The 20,406-nt window shown below is 61.0% G+C and carries 17 protein-coding genes; 13 read left to right on the top strand and 4 right to left on the bottom strand.

Features of this window, described 5'->3' with window-relative positions; all coding sequences use genetic code 11:
• Positions 1-18: 18 nt before the first annotated feature.
• From hisG to nusB, 3 genes are read left to right on the top strand one after another with little or no spacing between them, the layout of a single operon-like run.
• Complete coding sequence (hisG, locus tag FIU90_RS06680; RefSeq protein WP_152434076.1) at positions 19-708, top strand: ATP phosphoribosyltransferase; 690 nt, start codon at positions 19-21, stop codon at positions 706-708.
• Positions 708-2,000, top strand: coding sequence for a histidinol dehydrogenase (hisD, locus tag FIU90_RS06675; protein ID WP_152434075.1), 1,293 nt, complete (start codon positions 708-710; stop codon positions 1,998-2,000). The genes hisG and hisD overlap by 1 nt, the downstream gene beginning before the upstream one ends.
• On the top strand, positions 1,997-2,464 hold the full coding sequence (nusB, locus tag FIU90_RS06670; RefSeq protein ID WP_152434074.1) for a transcription antitermination factor NusB: 468 nt from the start codon (positions 1,997-1,999) through the stop codon (positions 2,462-2,464). Before hisD ends, nusB begins: the two co-directional genes overlap by 4 nt.
• On the opposite strand, the gene FIU90_RS06665 is transcribed toward nusB, so the two are convergent.
• A complete protein-coding gene (locus tag FIU90_RS06665) occupies positions 2,461-3,438 on the bottom strand; it encodes an alpha/beta hydrolase (RefSeq protein ID WP_152434073.1) in 978 nt (325 codons plus the stop codon). The two genes, nusB and FIU90_RS06665, sit on opposite strands and share 4 nt — an antisense overlap.
• 59 nt (positions 3,439-3,497) lie before the next feature.
• Between FIU90_RS06665 and thiL the strand changes: the two genes are divergently transcribed.
• The 5 genes from thiL to FIU90_RS06640 all read left to right on the top strand — a co-directional run bounded on the left by thiL (position 3,498) and on the right by FIU90_RS06640 (position 9,868).
• Complete coding sequence (thiL, locus tag FIU90_RS06660; RefSeq protein ID WP_152434072.1) at positions 3,498-4,358, top strand: thiamine-phosphate kinase; 861 nt, start codon at positions 3,498-3,500, stop codon at positions 4,356-4,358.
• Between the two features lie 180 nt (positions 4,359-4,538).
• On the top strand, positions 4,539-6,680 hold the full coding sequence (locus tag FIU90_RS06655) for a sodium-translocating pyrophosphatase (protein WP_152434071.1): 2,142 nt from the start codon (positions 4,539-4,541) through the stop codon (positions 6,678-6,680).
• A gap of 209 nt (positions 6,681-6,889) precedes the next feature.
• Positions 6,890-8,044: a GNAT family N-acetyltransferase gene (locus tag FIU90_RS06650; RefSeq protein WP_152434070.1), complete on the top strand. Its 1,155-nt coding sequence runs from the start codon at positions 6,890-6,892 to the stop codon at positions 8,042-8,044.
• Positions 8,041-8,913, top strand: coding sequence for a cupin-like domain-containing protein (locus FIU90_RS06645; protein WP_152434069.1), 873 nt, complete (start codon positions 8,041-8,043; stop codon positions 8,911-8,913). Before FIU90_RS06650 ends, FIU90_RS06645 begins: the two co-directional genes overlap by 4 nt.
• A gap of 31 nt (positions 8,914-8,944) precedes the next feature.
• On the top strand, positions 8,945-9,868 hold the full coding sequence (locus FIU90_RS06640; protein ID WP_152434068.1) for an acyl-CoA thioesterase II: 924 nt from the start codon (positions 8,945-8,947) through the stop codon (positions 9,866-9,868).
• Between the two features lie 12 nt (positions 9,869-9,880).
• Here the strand turns inward: FIU90_RS06640 and FIU90_RS06635 are convergent, their stop codons facing one another.
• Complete coding sequence (locus tag FIU90_RS06635) at positions 9,881-10,579, bottom strand: DUF1190 domain-containing protein (RefSeq protein WP_152434067.1); 699 nt, start codon at positions 10,577-10,579, stop codon at positions 9,881-9,883.
• Positions 10,580-10,678: 99 nt separating this feature from the next.
• Here FIU90_RS06635 and FIU90_RS06630 point away from each other — a divergent pair, with 99 nt between their 5' ends.
• Positions 10,679-11,845 carry a glutathionylspermidine synthase family protein gene (locus FIU90_RS06630; RefSeq protein WP_152434066.1) on the top strand — a complete coding sequence of 389 codons (1,167 nt, stop codon included), beginning with the start codon at positions 10,679-10,681 and terminating at the stop codon, positions 11,843-11,845.
• Here FIU90_RS06630 and FIU90_RS06625 read toward each other — a convergent pair.
• Positions 11,842-12,660 carry a universal stress protein gene (locus FIU90_RS06625; RefSeq protein ID WP_152434065.1) on the bottom strand — a complete coding sequence of 273 codons (819 nt, stop codon included), beginning with the start codon at positions 12,658-12,660 and terminating at the stop codon, positions 11,842-11,844. The two genes, FIU90_RS06630 and FIU90_RS06625, sit on opposite strands and share 4 nt — an antisense overlap.
• A 134-nt stretch (positions 12,661-12,794) precedes the next feature.
• Between FIU90_RS06625 and FIU90_RS06620 the strand changes: the two genes are divergently transcribed.
• The 4 genes from FIU90_RS06620 to FIU90_RS06605 all read left to right on the top strand — a co-directional run bounded on the left by FIU90_RS06620 (position 12,795) and on the right by FIU90_RS06605 (position 18,306).
• A complete protein-coding gene (locus tag FIU90_RS06620) occupies positions 12,795-14,300 on the top strand; it encodes a carotenoid oxygenase family protein (protein WP_152434064.1) in 1,506 nt (501 codons plus the stop codon).
• A 92-nt stretch (positions 14,301-14,392) separates the two neighbouring features.
• The gene (locus tag FIU90_RS06615; RefSeq protein WP_152434063.1) at positions 14,393-15,007 is read left to right on the top strand and encodes a superoxide dismutase; all 615 of its coding nucleotides are present in this window, start codon (positions 14,393-14,395) and stop codon (positions 15,005-15,007) included.
• Positions 15,008-15,188: 181 nt separating this feature from the next.
• Positions 15,189-17,060 carry a hypothetical protein gene (locus FIU90_RS06610; RefSeq protein ID WP_152434062.1) on the top strand — a complete coding sequence of 624 codons (1,872 nt, stop codon included), beginning with the start codon at positions 15,189-15,191 and terminating at the stop codon, positions 17,058-17,060.
• 139 nt (positions 17,061-17,199) lie between these two features.
• Complete coding sequence (locus FIU90_RS06605; protein ID WP_152434061.1) at positions 17,200-18,306, top strand: PAS domain-containing protein; 1,107 nt, start codon at positions 17,200-17,202, stop codon at positions 18,304-18,306.
• A 3-nt stretch (positions 18,307-18,309) separates the two neighbouring features.
• On the opposite strand, the gene uvrC is transcribed toward FIU90_RS06605, so the two are convergent.
• On the bottom strand, positions 18,310-20,253 hold the full coding sequence (gene uvrC / locus FIU90_RS06600) for an excinuclease ABC subunit UvrC (protein ID WP_152434060.1): 1,944 nt from the start codon (positions 20,251-20,253) through the stop codon (positions 18,310-18,312).
• Positions 20,254-20,406: the final 153 nt, after the last annotated feature.

The following is a 20,406-nucleotide window of genomic DNA, read 5'->3' as shown; positions in this document are numbered from 1 at the left end:
CCTAAGTGCGCGGGCGCCATGACCACCAATCAAGCCACGAAGACATTCGGACAGCTGACTTTCGCTGTTCCCAAGGGCCGCATCCTCGATGAAGCGCTGCCGGTGATGGCGCGCGCAGGCGTCGTGCCCGAGGATGGCTTTCACGACAAGGCCAACCGCGCGCTTTCGTTCGACACGACACGCGACGATATGCGGCTGATCCGCGTGCGCGCTTTCGATGTCGCCACCTTCGTCGCGCACGGAGCAGCGCAGATCGGGATCGTCGGCTCGGATGTGATCGAGGAATTCGACTACTCCGATCTCTATGCGCCAGTGGACCTCGATATTGGCCACTGCCGGTTGTCGGTCGCGCGGCTTGCCGATGACGCGCAGGATCACTCGGGCGTCAGCCACCTTCGGGTTGCGACGAAGTATCCGAGCCTGACAGCGAGATATTTCGAACGGCAGGGCATCCAGGCCGAGTGCGTCAAGCTCAACGGCGCGATGGAACTGGCACCTTCGCTCGGCCTTGCGCGCCAGATCGTCGATCTCGTTTCGACCGGCCGGACGCTCAAGCAGAACGGGCTCGTCGAAACCGCGAAAATCATCGACATCTCGGCGCGACTGATCGTCAACCGGGCAGCGCTGAAGAAGGATCCGCGCGTTGCCGAGCTGGTTTCGGCTTTCAGGGCAGATGCTGAAGCGCGTACCGCGCAGGAAGCGGTCTGATGCAGACACTCACGACGCTCAATCCCGATTTTGAAAAGAATTTCAGCAGGGTCGTCAATGCCCGGCGTGAGGCCGATCATGACGTGGCGGGCCAGGTGCAGTCCATCCTCGCCTCGGTTCGCAATCGCGGCGATGACGCGCTCATCGAGTTCAGCCAGCGCTTTGATGGTTATGCATTGGCCGACGAAGCCGATTGGACCATTACGCCCGAACGCTGCAAGGAAGCGTATGACACGCTCGCGACCGATTTGCGCGATGCGCTCGAGCTCGCTGCTGCACGCATTCGCGCTTATCACGAAGCCCAATTGCCGCAGGACCGCGACTACACAGACGAAGATGGCGTGCGCCTCGGCGCGATATGGCGACCTGTCGATGCTGCGGGTCTCTATGTCCCCGGCGGACGGGCGGCCTATCCTTCCTCGCTACTGATGAACGCTATTCCGGCCAAGGTCGCAGGAGTTGAACGCACGGTCGTTGTCACCCCCACCCCGCGCGGCAACTCCAACCCGCTTGTCCTTGCGGCGGCGCATATTGCGGGTGTCGACGAAATCTGGCGCATCGGCGGCGCGCATGCCCTGGGCGCTCTGGCCTATGGCACGGACCGCATCAGGCCGGTCGACGTCATCACAGGCCCCGGCAATGCATATGTCGCGGAGGCCAAGCGCCAGCTTTACGGCGTGGTCGGGATCGACATGGTCGCTGGCCCATCCGAGATACTCGTTATCGCCGACGGGAAGAACGATCCCGACTGGATCGCCGCCGACTTGCTGAGCCAGGCCGAGCACGACCCGACCTCGCAATCGATCCTCATCACCGACGACGCGTCCTTCGCTGCGATGGTGGAGGACTGCGTCGATGTGCAGTTGAGCCAGCTCGCCACCGGAAAGGTCGCAAAACAAAGCTGGGACGCGCACGGCGTGTTCATCATCGTAAGCGACCTTGAACGCGAAGCGCCTGCACTGGCAGACCGGCTTGCTGCCGAGCACGTCGAAATCGCTGTCGACGATCCCGAACCGTATCTGCGCGCCATCCGGCATGCAGGCAGCGTATTTCTCGGGCGGATGACTCCGGAGGCCGTCGGCGATTACGTCGCAGGACCGAATCACGTGCTCCCCACGGGGCGCCGCGCGCGGTTTTCGAGCGGCCTTTCTGTGCTCGATTTCATGAAGCGTACCAGCTTCCTTGGCCTCGATAAGGCGGCCTTCGACAAAATTGGCCCTGCTGCTGCGACGCTCGCACATGCAGAGGGTCTCCCCGCACATGCCAAATCGGTAGAACTCAGGACCAAATGAACACCGCAGCCCGATCTCAAGCCCGCTCCACCGCGCGCCTCGCCGCCGTCCAAGCGCTATACCAGCAGCAGATGGAAGGAACGGCGCTCAATCGCCTGCTCGACGAATTCCACCAGCACCGGCTTGGCCGCGAAGTCGATGACGAAGATCACGAGGGCGAGGTTTTCGCCGATGCCGAGGTCGACTTCTTCGATGACTTGGTGCGCGGGGTTGATGCGCGCCGTGACGAGATCGACGAATTGCTTGTCGCGAAGCTCGCACAGGGCTGGACGCTGGCGCGGCTCGACAAGACCATGCTGCAAATCCTTCGTGCCGGTACGTACGAACTTCTTGCTCGCGCCGACGTTCCAACCGCGAGCGCGATCAGCGAGTATGTCGATGTAGCAAAGGCCTTTTTCGACGATCGCGAAGCGAAATTCGTCAATGGGATCCTTGACGCCGTAGCAAAGGAAATCCGCTCCTAGGGGTCAGCCGCGTCGATGAACGAGAGCGGGATATCGATCCGCTGAGCCCACGCGTTTTCCTCATGCTCGGCGCCGAAAAATACGCGGCTCTCGTAGGATAGCGTCGTCCACCCAAGGTCTGCCATCATCGCATCGAACGCCTTGAAATAGGGCGGATATGTCGCATCGAGCGTGGCGGTGCCGTGGTCCACATAGATGCGGTTGCGTGCCGGATCGAGATTTGAATCGTTAAAGTAACGACGAAAGGCCCGAGCGACCTCACTCGCGCGCTGATCGGCGTCTCCGCCCTCGGGATCGGATAGCGGCAGGTGGGTTGAAAGCCCTGCGGCTTGCCCGAAAACCTCGGGGTATTCGGCGATGAGGTACAGGCTCATCAATCCGCCCATTGACGATCCCATGACGGCGGTATCGCCCGGCCCCGCCAGAGTGCGGAATTCAGCGTCCACCTTCGCTTTGAGATCGTTCGCCACCATCGCGGCGTAGGCATCGCCGATCAGCGGTTTTCCTCTCGCGATCCCGCCGAGCGAAATGCCGTCCACTCGCTCGCGCTGGCCTTTAGGCAGAAGGCCATAGAGTTTTTGCGGAAAAAGCGCCTGATAGCGATGGTCCGGACTTCGAATGCCGACCACGATCCATTCGCGAAGATCGCCGCGTGCAGCCATGCGCGTGATCGCCTCGTCCAGCCCCCATTCCTTGTCGTAATTCGTGAGGTGCCGGTCGAAGACATTTTGCCCGTCATGCATGTAGAGTACCGGATAGCGGCGCTGCGGTTCATACCTGTAGCTCGGCGGCAACCACACCCAGATATCGCGCACGCCCACCGCCTTTGCAGGCGCGAAGTCGTTCCACCAGACGATCTTGCCTGCGGAAACCTCAGGAACCTCGGGCTTGTCTGGTTCCAGCGCCGAGATGTCGGTGAGCGGAATTGCAACCAGCGCAAACACCGTAAGGACGAGGCGAAACAAAGGTGACATGCAGCATTCTCCATGCGAGGAGCCGCATTAATGCCGCGCCCCCACCGTCATTGGAAGCCATGAACGAAGCCGAATTCATCGCCGCCTTGCGCAACCTGCCGCTTCACCCCGGCGCGCATGACCTGTCGGATGATTGCGCAGAGCTCGAGATCGGCGGCGAGACGCTGGTGCTGACCCATGACAGCATGTCCGAAGGGACGCATTTTCGCTTGGATGCAGATATGTCAGATGTCGCGTGGAAGCTGGTCGCGAGCAATCTTTCCGATCTCGCAGCCAAGGGCGCGGAGCCGGTCGGGGTGCTGCTTAGCCATTCGCTTGGGTCCAACGACAAAACGTTCCTCTCAGGCTTGAAGTCAGCGCTCGAGAAGTTTGAGATTTCGCTCTTCGGAGGCGATACTTTCGCCGCCGAGGGGGCCAAGACTTTCGGAATGACCGCCGTCGGCCGAGCGACCCATCAGCCAACTCCAAAGCGTTCAAACGCCGAAGCGGGCGAGGCAATCTACGTAACCGGATCACTTGGCCGCGCCATGCTTGGATATGAAGGGCATCAGGAACACCTTGAAGCCTTCAACCGCCCTCGCCCGCTTCTCGCCGAGGGCATCGCCCTTGCGCCGCATGTCGGGGCGATGATGGACATTTCGGACGGCCTGCTGCTCGATTGCTGGCGCATGGCGACCGCAAGCAAGGATGTCTCATTCGAGCTTCGGCGCGAACTCATACCGGTCGTCGACCCAGCGCGCTTTGACGATTGCATCCGTTGGGGTGAGGATTACCAGCTTCTATTCACCGCCGATCCAAAAGCAGAGCTCCCTGTCGAGGCGACCCGCATCGGGACCGTCACTTCCTCCGGCTTTTCCGTGCTCCGGCTCGACAACGAAATCCTGACCCCGGAAAGCGGCATTGGTTACCAACACGGCTGAGCGCAAGCTCGGCCACATTCCCTCCCAAAACTGGTGACACCGGCGCAATTCAGCCGTTTCAGGCTTGCCAGTCGTCCCTCAACCCCTATGACTGTGCGCCCTTGCGCCGCTAATTAAAAAAGCGGGATCCAAGAAGGCGCATTTCTCAAAGATTTTCCGCGTCACGAGAGGGGATAATTCGTGAACCTTATACTCATATCTATCGGGCTGGGACTGCTCGCCGTGATCTACGGCGTCGTAACCCGCGCCCAGGTGCTGAGAGCCAGCACCGGTAACGCCAAAATGCAAGAGATCGCAGGCGCCATCCAGGAGGGTGCGCAGGCTTACCTCAACCGCCAGTACACCACCATCGCCATGGTCGGCGTGGTCGTCGCGATCATCGTCGGGGTGTTCCTCGGCGTGGTACCCGCTATCGGCTTCGTCGTTGGCGCGGTTCTGTCGGGCGTGGCCGGATATATCGGGATGAACATCTCGGTACAGTCGAACGTGCGCACCGCCGCAGCCGCCGAAAGTGGACTTCAGCAGGGCCTCACCATCGCATTCCGCGCGGGTGCAATCACGGGCTTGCTCGTCGCCGGTCTCGCATTGCTTGCGATCGCAGTATTCTTTTATGTGCTGGTTGGACCGATGGGCCTGACCGCCAGCGACCGCACCGTCATCGACGGCCTCGTCGGCCTCGCCTTTGGCGCATCGCTGATTTCGATCTTCGCGCGTTTGGGCGGCGGCATCTTCACCAAGGCTGCGGACGTCGGCGCCGACCTTGTCGGCAAGGTCGAGGCGGGTATTCCGGAAGATGACCCCCGCAACCCTGCCACTATCGCCGATAACGTAGGTGACAATGTCGGCGACTGCGCGGGGATGGCCGCCGACCTGTTCGAGACCTATGTCGTGACCGTCGGCGCAACCATGGTGCTGACCGCACTGCTGCTTACCGGTCTCGGCGACCTGCTGCTGCCGCTGATGGCGCTGCCGCTGCTGATCGGCGGTGCGTGCATCGTGACCTCGATCATCGGAACCTACTTCGTCCGTCTTGGCGGCGGCACGAACGTGATGGGCGCGATGTACAAGGGCTTCCTTGTCACCGCCGTCCTGTCGATCCCGCTGATCTACCTCGTGATGCAGTATGCACTCGGCACCGGCGGCACGGACATGAACACCGTGCTGAACGCTGGCTCGGGCCTTGTCGAATTTACCGGCATGGACCTGTTCCTGTGCGCTCTGCTTGGCCTCGTCATTACCGGGCTGATCATCTGGATCACCGAGTACTACACCGGTACGGGCTACCGTCCGGTGCGCTCGATCGCCAAGGCATCGGAAACGGGCCACGGCACCAACGTGATCCAGGGCCTCGCGATTTCGCTCGAAGCGACCGCACTGCCGACACTGGTGATCGCCGCAGGCATCATCATCGCCTACCAGCTCGCGGGCCTCATGGGCATCGCATATGCAGCGACCGCAATGCTGGCCCTCGCCGGTATGGTCGTCGCGCTCGATGCATATGGTCCCGTGACCGACAACGCAGGCGGTATCGCCGAAATGGCCGGTCTCGACGAGAGCGTTCGCGAGAAGACCGACCTGCTCGATGCGGTCGGCAACACGACCAAGGCCGTGACCAAGGGTTACGCGATCGGTTCGGCGGGCCTCGGCGCGCTCGTTCTGTTCGCTGCCTACACCACCGACCTTCGCGTGTTCTTCAGCGAGTTCATGGACGGCGACCTGTCGAATGGCGAAGTCTCCTTCAGCCTCGAAAACCCGTATGTGATCGTCGGTCTGTTCCTCGGCGCACTGCTCCCGTACCTGTTCGGTGCGATGGGCATGACCGCCGTGGGCCGCGCTGCCGGCGACGTGGTGAAGGACGTTCGCGAGCAGTTTGCGAGCGACAAGGGCATCATGGACGGCACCAGCAAGCCGAACTACGCCCGCACCGTCGACCTCGTGACGAAGGCTGCGATCAAGGAAATGATCATACCGTCGCTGCTTCCGGTGCTTTCGCCGGTTGTCGTCTACTTCGTGATCACCGCGATCGCGGGGCAGGACAATGGCTTTGCCGCGCTCGGCGCGATGCTGCTCGGCGTGATCGTCGGCGGGCTGTTCGTTGCGCTCTCCATGACCGCCGGCGGCGGAGCATGGGACAACGCAAAGAAGTACATCGAAGACGGCAATCACGGCGGCAAGGGCTCCGAAGCCCACAAGGCTGCCGTGACGGGCGATACCGTTGGTGACCCCTACAAGGACACCGCCGGCCCGGCCGTGAACCCGATGATCAAGATCACCAATATCGTCGCGCTGCTTCTGCTCGCGGCGCTGGCCGGAGCGCACTAAGCGCCTTTGCCAGTCTGGCTACAGGATAACCCCGTCGGACTTCGGTTCGGCGGGGTTTTTCTTCGCCCGCTCTCGCGCGTTAACCTTTCGGCGAACGGCGTCCCTCCCCTAGACACGCTGCGCGGCGCCAAAGCTTTGTTAACGCCCGCATGGCATGCGCTTTCCTGGCGCGCAGTCCCGCGTGCCGAACGAGGGTTAACGCGATGGACATGGCGAGCGCGCCAAGCCTCACAAAGGAGATTTTGAGCGCCGGTCAGACTCCCGGCAGGCGGGATGCTGTGCGGGTGATTTCTTTCGAAGAGGCGCGTCAGCAGCATTTCCGATCGACTTGGCAGCAGCTGGCCGATGCCGCGACCGAGCCGAACCCATTTTTCGAGCAGTGGTTTCTCCTTCCCTCGCTCAAAGCATTTGGTTCGAATTCCATTTCCCTATTTACGACCTACGCTGACGGAACCTTGGTCGGGCTTATGCCGCTTGGGCGCACGCGCAGCTATTACGGTTATCCAATCCCGCACATAGCGACATGGCTGCACGCCAATGCCTTCTACGGGGCGCCGCTGGTCGCCAAAGGCCATGAGCGAGACTTCTGGCGAAGTCTGTTCGCATATCTCGATCGCCAGCCGGGTCTGGCGCTCTTGGCCCATCTGCCGCACCTCGATGCGGAAGGCCCCATGGACACTGCGCTGGTCGAAGTGCTGGCGGAGGACAGGCGCGATGCGGCGTTAGTGAACCGCAATGAGCGCGCGATGCTCGCTTCCGACCTGTCACCTGAAGATTACCTCGCACAGTCGCTGAGCAAGAAACACACGAAAGAACTTCGCCGCAAACGCAGGCGTCTTTCGGAACAGGGTGACCTTGCATTCGAGCGGCGTGACGACGCCTATGCAATCGATGAATGGATCGCCGAGTTTCTGGCTCTCGAAGCCGCCGGATGGAAAGGGGACGCAGGCTCTGCTCTTGCGAGCGACAGCGAAACCGGCAAGTTCTCGGCCGAGGCGCTGCGGGGTGCGGCGCATGCCGGCAGGCTCGAACGCACGACTCTTCGCCTCGACGGAAAACCGATCGCCATGTTGTCGAGCTTTGTTTGCCCGCCTGGCAGCTTTGGCTTCAAGACCGCATTCGACGAAACCTTCCAGACCTATTCGCCCGGAATGCAGTTGCAGATCGATAACCTTGCGGTTCTCGATCGCAAAGACATCGAATGGTTGGACAGCTGCGCTGCGGAAGGACATCCGATGATCGACCGACTCTGGACCGAGCGCCGCACGCTCGTGACCCGCAACATCGCCATCGGCGGGCGCGCGCGCCGCGCGATTTTCAGCGCGCTGATGGCTTTCGAAACCCGTCGCAGGAGCAAAGCATGAACGCCCCGCATCACAATTGGAATACCGCCCGCTCGCAGATCTTCGATCGAAAGGCGCGCGCCGATTTCGCCCGGAATTACCCGGAAACTCCGCACAAGCTGCACCACGCCTTGCACGAGCACCCGCTGCTCACGCTCGATCGCCTCGCCGATCTTGCCGAGGCGCTGCCCGAAGGCTCGGTCGAATACAATCTCGCCGACCTGCCGATTGCGGTCGAGGGAAAGCCCGGCAAAGGCGACCTTCCGCTGGGCGAGACAATCCGCCAGATCGGGTCGAGCGGCAGCTGGGCGGTGCTGCGCAATATCGGGCAGGACCCTGAATATGTTGCTCTTCTGAACGATCTGCTGGACGAAATCGTGCCTCAGGTCGAAGCGAAGACCGGCCCGATGCTCAATCGTCTCGGATTCATTTTCGTGACATCGCCGGGAGGCGTCACCCCGGCACATTTCGATCCCGAACATAACATCCTGCTTCAGGTCAGGGGATCGAAGACGATGACCCAGTTCCCTGCGGGTGACACCGCCTTCGTCTCCGATGAAGCGCACGAACGCTACCATACCGGCGGCCCGCGCGAGGTGGAATGGCGCGAGGCGCTTGAATCGGGTGGAACCGAATATCATCTCGGGCCGGGCGAAGGCGTTTATGTGCCTGTCATGGCACCGCACTTCGTGCGCAACGGGCCAGAGCCTTCGATTTCGCTGTCGATCACCTGGCGATCAGAATGGAGCTATCAGGAGGCAGACGCGCGGGCTTTCAATCACCTCCTGCGCAAGGCCGGTCTCAATCCCAAGGCACCCGGTCGCTGGCCGCAGCAAAACCGCGCGAAAGCCTATGCCTACCGCGCACTGCGCAAGCTCAAGCTGACTTGACCTCGCCCCGCGTCGCACGCATGGGCGAGGCATGAGCGATACCCCTTCACCCCAGCGCCTCGTCGAGGGGCTGTTGCGCCTCCTGACGGTCGAAAAACGCGCTGCCGACATTTATGCTGGCCCGCCGCAGAAAGGCGGCATCGGCCGTGTGTTCGGCGGGCAGGTCCTGGCGCAGGCCCTGCAGGCCGCACAAGCTAGCGTCACGGACGGAAAGACCGCCCATTCGCTCCACGCCTATTTCCTGCGCGGCGGCAAAGAAGGGCTCCCGATCGAATACCGGATCGAGCGCGATTTCGACGGACGCAGCTTCGCCAACCGCCGCGTTGTGGCCGCACAGGAGAACGAGGACGGGACCGCGACACCGATCCTGAACCTGACTGCCAGTTTCCAGGTGCAGGAAGACGGGCTTGGGCACGATGATGCCCCGGTGCCAGAGGTCGCAGACCCGGAAACGCTCCAATCCGATATGGAGATGCGCCACCAGATGGCGGACAAGATGGGTGACAAGCTATCCGAAGTGCAGCGAAAGCTGATGCTCCGCCCTCGCCCGATAGAGATGCGAACGCTCGACAAGCTGCACTGGATGAACAACGAGCCGCGCGAACCGCGTGCTCACAGCTGGTTCAAGACCGCCGCTCCCCTGCCTGACGATCCCGCGCTCCATCGCGCAATCATCACCTATGCCAGCGACTACACCCTGCTGGGAACGAGCGCGCTGCCGCATGGTCTTTCATGGATGCGCGGCGAACTCGTGGGCGCAAGCCTGGACCACGCTATCTGGTTCCATCGCGAGGCCCGCGCCGACGAATGGCTACTCTATGCTACCGATTCGCCGTGGTCCGGCAGCGGGCGCGGCTTCAATCGCGGAAGAATATTCAACCGCGCAGGCGAACTCGTGGCGAGCGTGGCGCAGGAGGGAATGATGCGCCGGCGGAAGGCAACTCCTTCCGCCTGATAGCGAGGGCTGTTAGCCGCCCTTGCTGCGCGAGCTGCTTTTGCTGCTGCCGCCGGTCGATTTCGAGCCGCCGCTACGATCCTTCAGGTTCCATGAGCCGTTGCGACCGCCAAAACCGCCTTTGGCCGCGAGGCGCGATGCAGGCTTCACTTTGGGAACCGACTTGCGGCGCTCGAACGCCCGGTTCGAGGCGACATATTTACCGGGACCGCCAGCATAGCTGAGGCGCGAACCGTTGGCGGTCTGGTACCCGCCACTCTTGCTGTTGAAGAGCGGTGCGTTCTTGTTACTGCTGGAGAACCAGGCAACGACAAACGGCGAATAGTGTCCGCGGCCGCTGCGGACCTGCTGTTGCTCTTCGCCCTCGCCCACGGTTTCGCCAAAGCCGTTCTCGACGCATTTGCCAGCGCCGTATTCGGCCTCGCAGTCCTGGATAGCGGCAAAGCGCGGCGCATCCTGTTCCGCCTGCGCGATAGCTTCCTCACGCATGGTTTCGCATTCTTCACGCGTTTTTCCGGTGATCTTGGCGCAGGCGAAGACGTTTTCGTAGACTTCAACCTCGACCTGCTCGCCCTTTGCGGCCTTGGCCGACGGGGCGACAGGCTCGCCGCCGCAAGCCGAGAGCATTGCGCCCCCACCTACGACCGCCATCGTGGTGAGTGCGACCTTGGACGAACGCTTCGAACGCTTTTGCGAAACCGGTTTTTGCATCAAACTTTCCCCCGTCGATACGGATATCCAGCTTGGCTTAGAGACAAATGGTTATCACAAGGTGGACGCGGCACTTTTTGTGAGGGGAAAGAGGGAATTATGCTGCGTAAGTCCGTGAAAGAACGGCCAGATTGGCAGGCGGTCGCCGAAACCAACGGGTTCATCTTCCACCACGTCGATGGTGAGATCTACTGGGACGAACGCGCATGCTGGCAGTTCACCTTGCGCGAAATCGAGGACGAGATCGAAGACCCGACGACCGAGCTTTACGCAATGTGCCTCGGCCTCGTTGACGATGCATGCAGTTCCCAGGAACTCATGGAGCGGCTCGCGATCCCGCGCGCGATGTGGGACGTAATCGCCCACTCATGGCGCAGCGGCGATGCCTCGCTCTATGGCCGGTTCGACTTCGCCTATGATGGCAATGGCCCCGCCAAGTTGCTCGAATTCAACGCCGACACGCCGACGAGCGTCTATGAAACCGCCTTCTTCCAGTGGCGCTGGCTCGAGGACATGATCGCGTCGGGCGAGCTGCCGCCAGAGGCCGATCAGTTCAATCGCCTGCACGAAGCGCTCGTCGAACGGTTCGGCCAGATGTTCACGGCAGGCAGCCTCGTCCATTTCTCCGCCGTCGAGGACCACATCGAAGACCGGGCCACAGTGCTGTATTTCGAGGATGTTGCCGGGCAGGCGGGGCTCGAGACACGTTTCGTCGGTATCGACGATGTGGGGATCGACGAGAACGGCCAGTTCGTTGACCAGGAGGGCTTCCAGATCGGCGCGATCTTCAAGCTCTATCCGTGGGAAGACATGATGCGCGAGGAATTCGCGGAGCAGGTGGCAAAGTCGAACACCACCTTCGTCGAGCCTGCGTGGAAAGCGATCCTGTCGAACAAGGCGATGCTCCCGCTGCTTTGGGAACGTCATCCGGGCCACCGCAACCTCCTCCCGGCATATGTGGCTGGAACCGAGGCGGCGAAGGCTCTCGAAGCGCAGCCGCACGTCACAAAGCCATTTTTCAGCCGCGAAGGCGCGGATATCGAACTGTTTGACGGACATCAGCGCCATAGGGGACCGGAGGAAGGCTATGGCGACGAAGGCGCGATCGTCCAGGCATACGCGCCGATTGCACGGCATGGCGACAATCACGCGGTGATCGGCAGTTGGGTCGTCGGTGAGGATCCCGCCGGAATGTCGATCCGGGAGGATGCGAGCCCGATCACAAGGGACCTCGCCCGCTTCCTCCCGCATATCATTCTCGACTAGTGCCAGAGGAAGATCGGCATGTGTGGGTCGGTGAGAGAGCGCCGGGTCACACCACCCAGCAAACGTTCGGCAAGCCGCGAATGGCCGTAGGCACCCATAACCATCATCGAACACCCGCGCGCTTCGGCGGCTGAAAACAACGTGTCGGACACCTTTGCATCGCCGCGCGGGATTTCGAGTACCTCCGGGCGGATCCCATAGCGGCTGAGATATTCGGCTGCCTCGTCAGGAGGGAAATCGAAGCGTTGCCGCTCCTTCTCTTCGCCGACGCAGGTGATGAAAACGTCGCTGGCCATCGCCAGCAAAGGGACGGCGGCACGCATCGCGACAGCGGCTTCCGATGATCCGTTCCACGCAACCATCATCGGAGCACGGACATCCAGCCGCTTCGCATCGGACGGAACCACGAGGACCGGAGCGGGCGCCTTGAGGGCCAGTTCGCCAGCCATGTCGGATGCACGATGTTGCCCGTCCTCGCCAACATCATTGGGCCCCAGAATGATGAGATCGTTCAGCGCCGACTGTTCGAGCAGGCGGTCTTCCGCCATGCCATAAAGGAACTTCCACTCCCAATTCGCATCCTCATTCGCGAGGTCGGCTTCGGTCTTGGCGCGAAAATCCTCGGCGGCTTCCTTGATCAGCGGAAGCGCGGCCGCCATCGCAGAGCCGTAGAAGTCGCCGGGTGCGAACACCTCGTAGCTGACGGATTGAAGAAACGTGAGATGCGCGCCGGTTACCCGGGCAATGTCGAGCGCGACCTGCATGCGGGCTTCCATGCAGCTGTCTTCATTGGCGTGAACGAGGATCGATTTCATGGGGCTTCTCCCTTTCTGACTTCGCCAGAATGCCCGCAGACTAACACGGCTGCATTGATCGAGATCAATTTCTACGACGATTGCCCGCTTTGCGAGCGCGTTGGGCTGGGTTAGGCTGTGATCAGGAGAGGTTTATGCAGATCACCCGACACCCGCCGGTCAAGACCACGCTGAAACCGTCGAACCACCCGTATCTTTCGGGGCCTTGGACGCCGCTTCACGAAGAGGTCGATGTCGAGGAGCTCGAAGTGATCGAGGGCGAAGTGCCCGCCGACATCGATGGCATCTACTTGAGGAATACCGAGAACCCCGTGCACCAGCCACTGGGGCGGCATCACCCGTTTGATGGCGACGCAATGGTTCACCAGGTCAATATTTCGGGCGGCAAGGCCAGCTATCGTAACCGCTTCGTGCGCACCCATTGCTTTCTGGAGGAGCAGATCGCGGGCGAAGCGCTGTGGGGCGGCCTGATGGACCCGCCCGCCCTGTCAAAACGTCCGGGATTCGGAGCGCATGGCAGCCTTAAGGACACTGGAAGCACCGACATCATCGTCCATGCAGGGACCGCGCTTGCAACGCTCTACCAATGCGGTGAGGCGTGGATGCTCGATCCGGTGACGCTCGAAAACCTTGGCAAGGCGCCATGGGGGCCGATCGACGGCATTTCCGCTCATCCCAAGGTGGACGAGGATACAGGCGAGCTGATGTTCTTCAACTATTCGAAGCACGCGCCTTTCATGCATTACGGCGTGGTCGACCGCGCCGGAAAGCTTGTCCACTACGTGCCTATTCCCCTGCCTGGCCCACGACTTCCGCACGACATGGCGATCACCAAGAATTGGTCGATCCTCAACGACATGCCGCTTTTCTGGGATGAAGGGCTTCTGAAGCGCGACATTCATGCAGCGCGGCTGCACGAAGGTTTGCCGACCCGTTTTGCGCTGATCCCGCGCCATGGGCAACCCGAAGACATTCGCTGGTTTGAGGCATCGCCGACCTACGTTCTCCATTGGACAAACGCGTACGAAGTTTCCGGGCCGGAAGGAGACGAGGTCGTGCTCGAAGGATATTACCAGGACAAGCCGATGCCCGACCCGATCGAGGAAGCGGGCGAATACAGTCACATGATGGCTTATGTCGACGAGCATTCCTTCCAGTCGCGGCTCCATCGCTGGCGGTTCAACCTCGCGACCGGCGAAACGAAGGAAGAGCGGCTGTCCAACAGGGTCGTCGAATTCGGCATGATCAATCCCGACTACCTGATGACGAAAAACCGCTATGTCTGGTCGACCACGACCAGACCCGGCTGGTTCCTGTTCAACGGCTATGTAAGACACGACATCGAGACCGGGGAGGAGCAGGTCTATGAGTTGCCCGAAGGTGTCTATGCAAGCGAAAGCCCGATGATTCCGCGCAAGGGCGCTCGGGCGGAAGATGAGGGCTATCTGGTCACTTTCCTGATCGACGAAAACTCCGGCACGTCCGAGTGCGCGATCCTTGATGCTGCGGATATTGCGAAGGGTCCGATTTGCCGCCTCGCCCTGCCTCACAAGATATCGAGCGGCGTGCACTCGACGTGGGTTGAGCATTCACAACTGAAAGCCGACAGGCAGTTCCGGCAGAAATTGCAGGCAACCTAGCGCGCGGTCTTTTCACGCGACCTTGCAACCATTATCGGGGCGACGCGTTGATACCCCGAGATACGAATTACGAACACAAAGAGGGAAAACTCATGGCTTTCAAACTCATCGACCTGCCCTACGCCGACACCGCGCTTGCCCCGGCAGTCTCCGCCGAGACGCTGTCCTACCACCATGGCAAACACCACCAGGCCTATATCGGCAAGACCAACGATGCGATCGAAGGCACCGATCACGCCGACAAGTCGCTCGAAGAGATCATCGGCGCCGCACGCGGCAGCAATCAGGGCCTCTTCAACAACTCGGCTCAGAGCTGGAATCACGGTTTCTACTGGCACTCGATGGCGGGAGAAGAAACCGCTCCCTCCGATGAACTGAAGGCCAAGATCGAAAGCGCCTTCGGATCGGTCGATGCGCTCAAGGACAAACTTAAAGAACGTGGCGCCGGCCACTTCGCCAGCGGCTGGGTCTGGCTTGCCGAAAAAGGCGGCGAACTCACCATCGAGGAAACCCATGACGGCGACACGCTGGCCGATCAGGACGGTGTGAACCCTCTGCTCACGATCGACGTGTGGGAACATGCTTACTATCTCGATCACCAGAACAAGCGTCCGGCCTATCTCGATGCGGTTGTCGGATCGAAAATCAACTGGGCCTTCGCCAGCGAGAACCTCGCGCGCGGATCGACCTGGACCTATCCGCGTTAAGTGCGAACTCTTTCCGAAAACGGAAATTCGTGCCCGGGTCGCTTTCGCGGTCCGGGCACGCTGCTTTTCATTGCTCGCACGCGTTGCTCTTCGCGCTGCAACCTTCCAAAGCGCTGGAAAACCAAAATATTAGTCTGGACCGCTCACCGCAGTTGAGCCATTGTTGCTGCTGCGGTCGATCATGGATATTTTCAACGAAAAGACGTCACGCCGAACGGTTCTGCAAGCGATTGCGGGCGCAGGCGCACTAATGGCAACCGGATGTGGGGGATCGGGCTCCGGCTCTTCGCCTCCGCCTCCCTCCGGCGGGAATCCCCTGCCGCCGCAACCCTTTGCACGGGCGGCGCGGATCCCCACTCGCCCGACCTACGAGCAACAAGTAGCGGTTGCTCCTGCCGCGCCTTTCGACGTCGGGATCGAGATCGATTGGCATGTCGACGCGGTGAATGGCGACGACGCAGCGCCGGGCACGCTGGAAGCGCCGTTCCGCACTCTTGAACGCGCACGAAGCGTAGCCGCGGAACAAGACGTCATCGGCCTGACGCGTGGCCAAACCCATTTCCGCTCATTCGTCAGCGCACTTCCCGAAACGATCACTCAGAGCGTCGTTGGTTACGGCGACTCCGTATTGCCGGCCACGATTTCAGCCGGCCAATCTCTCGCCGGGCATGTCTTTACCCTGCATGCAGACAATATCTACCGGACGTCGATCACGCTGCCCCGCCCCCACCTTCCCGGCGGTTCCGGCATTTCCAACTCGGCAACGACATATCCCTTCGTCCGTTTCGGAGACAGGGAATTTCAATGGGTGGTCGGGCAACCGACCATAGGCGAGAATCTGGCATCAATGGCCTCGCTCGGAGGGGACTTGTTCGCGCTTAATGTCGCGGGGTCGCCAGTGGCAGACATACGCGATGATCCAAACGCCGCAACGCAATTCGACCTATATGTAAGGCTGTCGGATTTGTCGGATCCGACAGGGCAAGAGCTGGTCACGCTGTCGCATACCAATGCGTATGTCTGGGCTTCCGAACTGTTGCAGGATGTCCGGTTGGGCGATGCGCATGGCAAGGACACCACCGGTTCGGACCCCACTCGTGACGCGATCCCCACCTTGAGACGGATCGAGGTGTTTGGCGCGGGTACCCATGCCTGGGTCGGGACCTGCAATGTCGACGGATTTCGCGCCCGTGGATTGCCGCGCCCAGGGATGTTCGGACACGCTGAAGGACGCGCTGCAGGAGGCGGATTGCATCTCTTCAGCGCTCGCAACCGTCCGTCGCAAATTCCGGATATTCGAGGTCTCGATATCGAGGGCTTCACGCACGCGCTTTACGGGCATTCGAGCGCCAGCAGTGATACCATCGCCCAACGGATTGAAGTGAGTGAGACCGAACAAGAAGGGTTCACAAACTTTCGGGTGCGCAATTGCGGTTCGGGCATCACGCTTGACGCAAAATCTGGGCGGCCTGTCGTTCGCGAAGGCATCAAAGTGTCATGCGAGGTCGATTTTGTCGAAGTCGAGACCGCGATGATTACCGAAAGTCCTGCGTCGCTCGATGGCGGCGGAGTGGTCATTTTCAGCCCTCTCCGCAAGAACAAGCACAACCTTTCAACACTGCGGACGGGCAGTGCCGATCATGCCTATCGCAAGGTAACATTCTTTTCGCCGCGAATAGACGTGAAGGATTTCACCCGCGATCTCGCTATCGTTGTCGGCAAGCCGACAAGCGCGCCATCCTTGTTGCTTGAAGATTGCGATCTACCCCTTCACCCCGACTACACATTCAAGATCGGAACAGGCGGCGAGGACCAGGGCAAATTTCATCTCCGGCTGTCGGGTAGTACAGTCATCGGTGATTCATTCGACGCGCTTCGGGAGCGCTATCCAGAGAGTTTTCAGGCAACGGGAGACACCGCCTTTGCCTTTGCCGACCTTAGATCTCGCAGCGCGGTGCGCAATAGGCTCAACAGCAGAGGCGTAGGCAATACCGTCGACGAATCGACAACCTTGCTGAGGTCCGATGGATCGGCAGCGCAGCGGCCCGGCTGACCGGCAGCTCATCCCCTGCATATCATTTGATACGGCGGGCACTCCGCTGCACCGATAGGCCACAGCCGATCTAAACCTTTCGGTTTGTACGCGGTGGGTCAGCGCTTCACCCTGCATCTGAAATCAAAGGAGACGGACCATGGGATCGGTTCAGTCGGATAAGTCTTTCCTTGGGAAGGATGGCCCCGCGCGCGACTTGCTTACTAAACTGCCGCTTTCACTGGTTATCAGCGATCCGCATCAAGACGATTGCCCCGTGGTATACGTCAATCGCGCGTTCGAGATCGTAACCGGATATAGCGCAGCCGCCGCAGTCGGACAGAACTGCCGCTTTCTGCAGGGCGATGACAAGGATCAGCCCGCAGCGCGGCAGATTGCCGAGGCGATATCCAGGCGAGAATCGATTTCGGTCGATATCCGAATCTACCGCGCCAATGGCGAGCCCTTTATGAACCGTTTGATGATCGCGCCGATCTTCGACGGCGATGGCGAATTGTTCGCATTCATGGGTGTGCAGGCGGAGCTTGGTGAAAGAAATGAGGCCAAGGGCGTCCCGGCAAGCGATGCGACAGATATTCTCCGCGAAACCCAGCATAGGGTGAAGAACCATCTTGCGATGGTGGTTTCGCTGATCCGTCTGGAAAGCCGCACGTTCGATGCAAACGATCCGGCTCGGGGGTTCGACGTTCTCGCCCGCCGGGTTGAGGCGCTCAGCCTCCTCTACGATGAATTCACGCACGACAACGTGCCCGCCGGAAGCCGCTATGACGTCGTGTCTGCAGGCGCCTATTGCAGCCGTGTAGCCTCGACTATCGGAGCTCTCGACGGGCGCGCTGGGATTCGCCTCAATATCGATACCGATACTGTCCCGATGCGTGCCAGCGATGCGGCCAACGTCGGACTGATTGTGTCTGAAGTGCTGTCGCACGTATTCCAGCACGCTTTCGAGGATCGCGGTGAAGGCCTGATCGAAATGCGCCTCAAATCCGGCGGCGCCGAGCGCATCCGGCTGACCATCGCCGATGACGGCAAGGGTTTGGGAGACAGCAACTGGCCCCATAACGGGAACCTTGGCGCGAGGCTGGTCAAATCGATTGTCGGCAGTCTTGGAGCCGAGATGGAAGTAACGTCAAACGGCGGCGGGACAAGCCTCAGGCTCGATTTGCCTTATTCCATGCCGACTTTGATCGATGGCGAAGGCACACGAGCCTCGATCGACCAGCAGGGCAAGGAAGGCGCGCGCTAGTCCCTACCCTCCTGCGTGGTAAAAATCGTAAATCTGGCGAGCGACTTTGTCGCTGACGCCGGGTGCGCGTTGCAGGTCTTCAAGCGCTGCCGCGCGGACCTTGCTCGCAGTGCCGAAATGCAGCAGCAGCGCTCGCTTTCTCGCCGGACCGATGCCGGGAATTTCGTCGAGCGGCGAGGCGGTGATCGCCTTGGAGCGCTTCGCACGGTGCGCTCCGATGACGTATCGGTGCACTTCGTCGCGCAGGTTCTGGAGGTGGAAGAGCAGCGGCGAGTTGGTCGGCAACGTCTTTTCACGGCCATCGGGGAAATGGAAAACCTCGCGCCCCTCGCGCCCGTGATGCGGCCCCTTGGCGATGGCGATCACCGGCACATCGTCGATGCCGAGTTCGCCCAGCACCTCCTGCACGCTCGACATCTGGCCCTTGCCGCCATCGACCAGCACGAGATCTGGCCAGACGCCCTCTCGTTCGCGGTCGGGATCGTCCTTCATCGCGCGGGTGAAGCGGCGTTCCATGACCTCGCGCATCATGCCGAAATCGTCATTGGTCTTCGCGGACTTGATATTGAACTTGCGATATTGCGATTTTTCAAAGCCTTCGGGGCTGGCGACGATCATCGCGCCCACGGCCTTCGCGCCTTGGATATGGCTGTTGTCATAGACCTCGATCCGCTGCGGTGGTGCGTCGAGTTCGAGGAATTCGGCCAGTTCGCGATTGATCTTCGCCTTGGTCCCGGTCTCGGCGAGACGCCGCTCGAGCGCCTCCACGGCGTTGCGGGTCGCCTGCTGCATCAGCTTTCGCCGGTCGCCCCGCTGCGGGATCGAGAGCTTTACCTTGCGATCGGTCAGTTCCGAAAGCGCCGCCTCGATCAGCTCGCTTTCGGGCAACTCGCGGTCGACAAGCACGGTCGGCGGGGGCGGCACTTCCTCGTAGAATTGCAGGATGACATCGGCGAGCACCTGTGCATCGTCCACATCCTTGGTGTGGCTCGGGAAGAAGGCGCGGTGCCCCCAGTTCTGTCCGCCGCGAATGAAGAATGCTTGCACACCCATGTGCCCGCCCTTGGCTGCGAGCGCGAAGACGTCTGCGTCGCCTACCCCGCTTGCATTGATCGCCTGCGAGCCCTGTATGAAGGTAGCCGCGCGCAACCGGTCGCGAAGGATCGCGGCGGTCTCAAAATCGAGATCTTCGGCGGCCTTTGCCATCTGCTTTTCCAGATCGGCCTGCACTTGCGAGGACTTGCCCGCGAGGAATTCCTTGGCCTGACGGACGAGGTTGTCATATTCCTCTTCGCTGATGCGCCCGACACACGGGGCCGAGCACCTTTTGATCTGGTAGAGCAGGCAAGGCCGGTCGCGATTGTTGAAGAAACTATCGGTGCAGCTCCTTAGCAGGAAAAGCTTTTGCAATGCATTGAGCGTCGTATTGACGCTGCCTGCGCTCGCGAACGGGCCGTAATAATTGCCCTTCGCCCGGCGCGCTCCGCGATGCTTGTGGATGCGCGGGAAAGCGTGGTCGGCCCGGAGCAAGATGAAGGGAAAGCTCTTGTCATCGCGCAGCAGCACGTTGAACGGGGGCCGGAATCGCTTGATGAGCTGCGCTTCGAGCAACAGCGCCTCGGCCTCGGAATTGGTGGTGACGATTTCCATCGAGCGGGTCTGCGCGACCATCCGCTGCAGACGGCCGGACAGGCCATTGATCTGGGTGTAATTCGCGACCCGCGCCTTCAGGCTCCGGGCCTTGCCGACATACAGCACATCTCCGCGCGCATCGAGCATCCGGTAAACACCCGGGATCGGTTTCAGCGTCTTCACAACCTGGCGGATCGCTTTCACGCCCGCTTCGAGGTTCGGCTGCGCGCGCGCGACGGTGTAGGCCGCACGCTCCTCGTTGAAGCGCTCGGCCCCGCGCGGATCATGGGGACTGCCAGCCGGGGTATTAGCCATGCGCCACAAATAGGGTGCGGCGAGGCGAGATGGAAGCGCGCCGCGTCGTCGGCCCACAAAATACGAAAGCTTCGGCAAATCAAAATAATAGAGGCGTTCACCCCTAAAAATGCACAATAGGGCGATTCCTGTTCATGTATTTGCGAGTCGAAC

This window comes from Erythrobacter sp. THAF29 (assembly GCF_009363635.1).
Classification (GTDB): Bacteria; Pseudomonadota; Alphaproteobacteria; order Sphingomonadales; family Sphingomonadaceae; genus Erythrobacter.
Note: the sequence above shows the minus strand (reverse complement) of the source record. Positions and strands in the feature narration are given on the sequence as shown.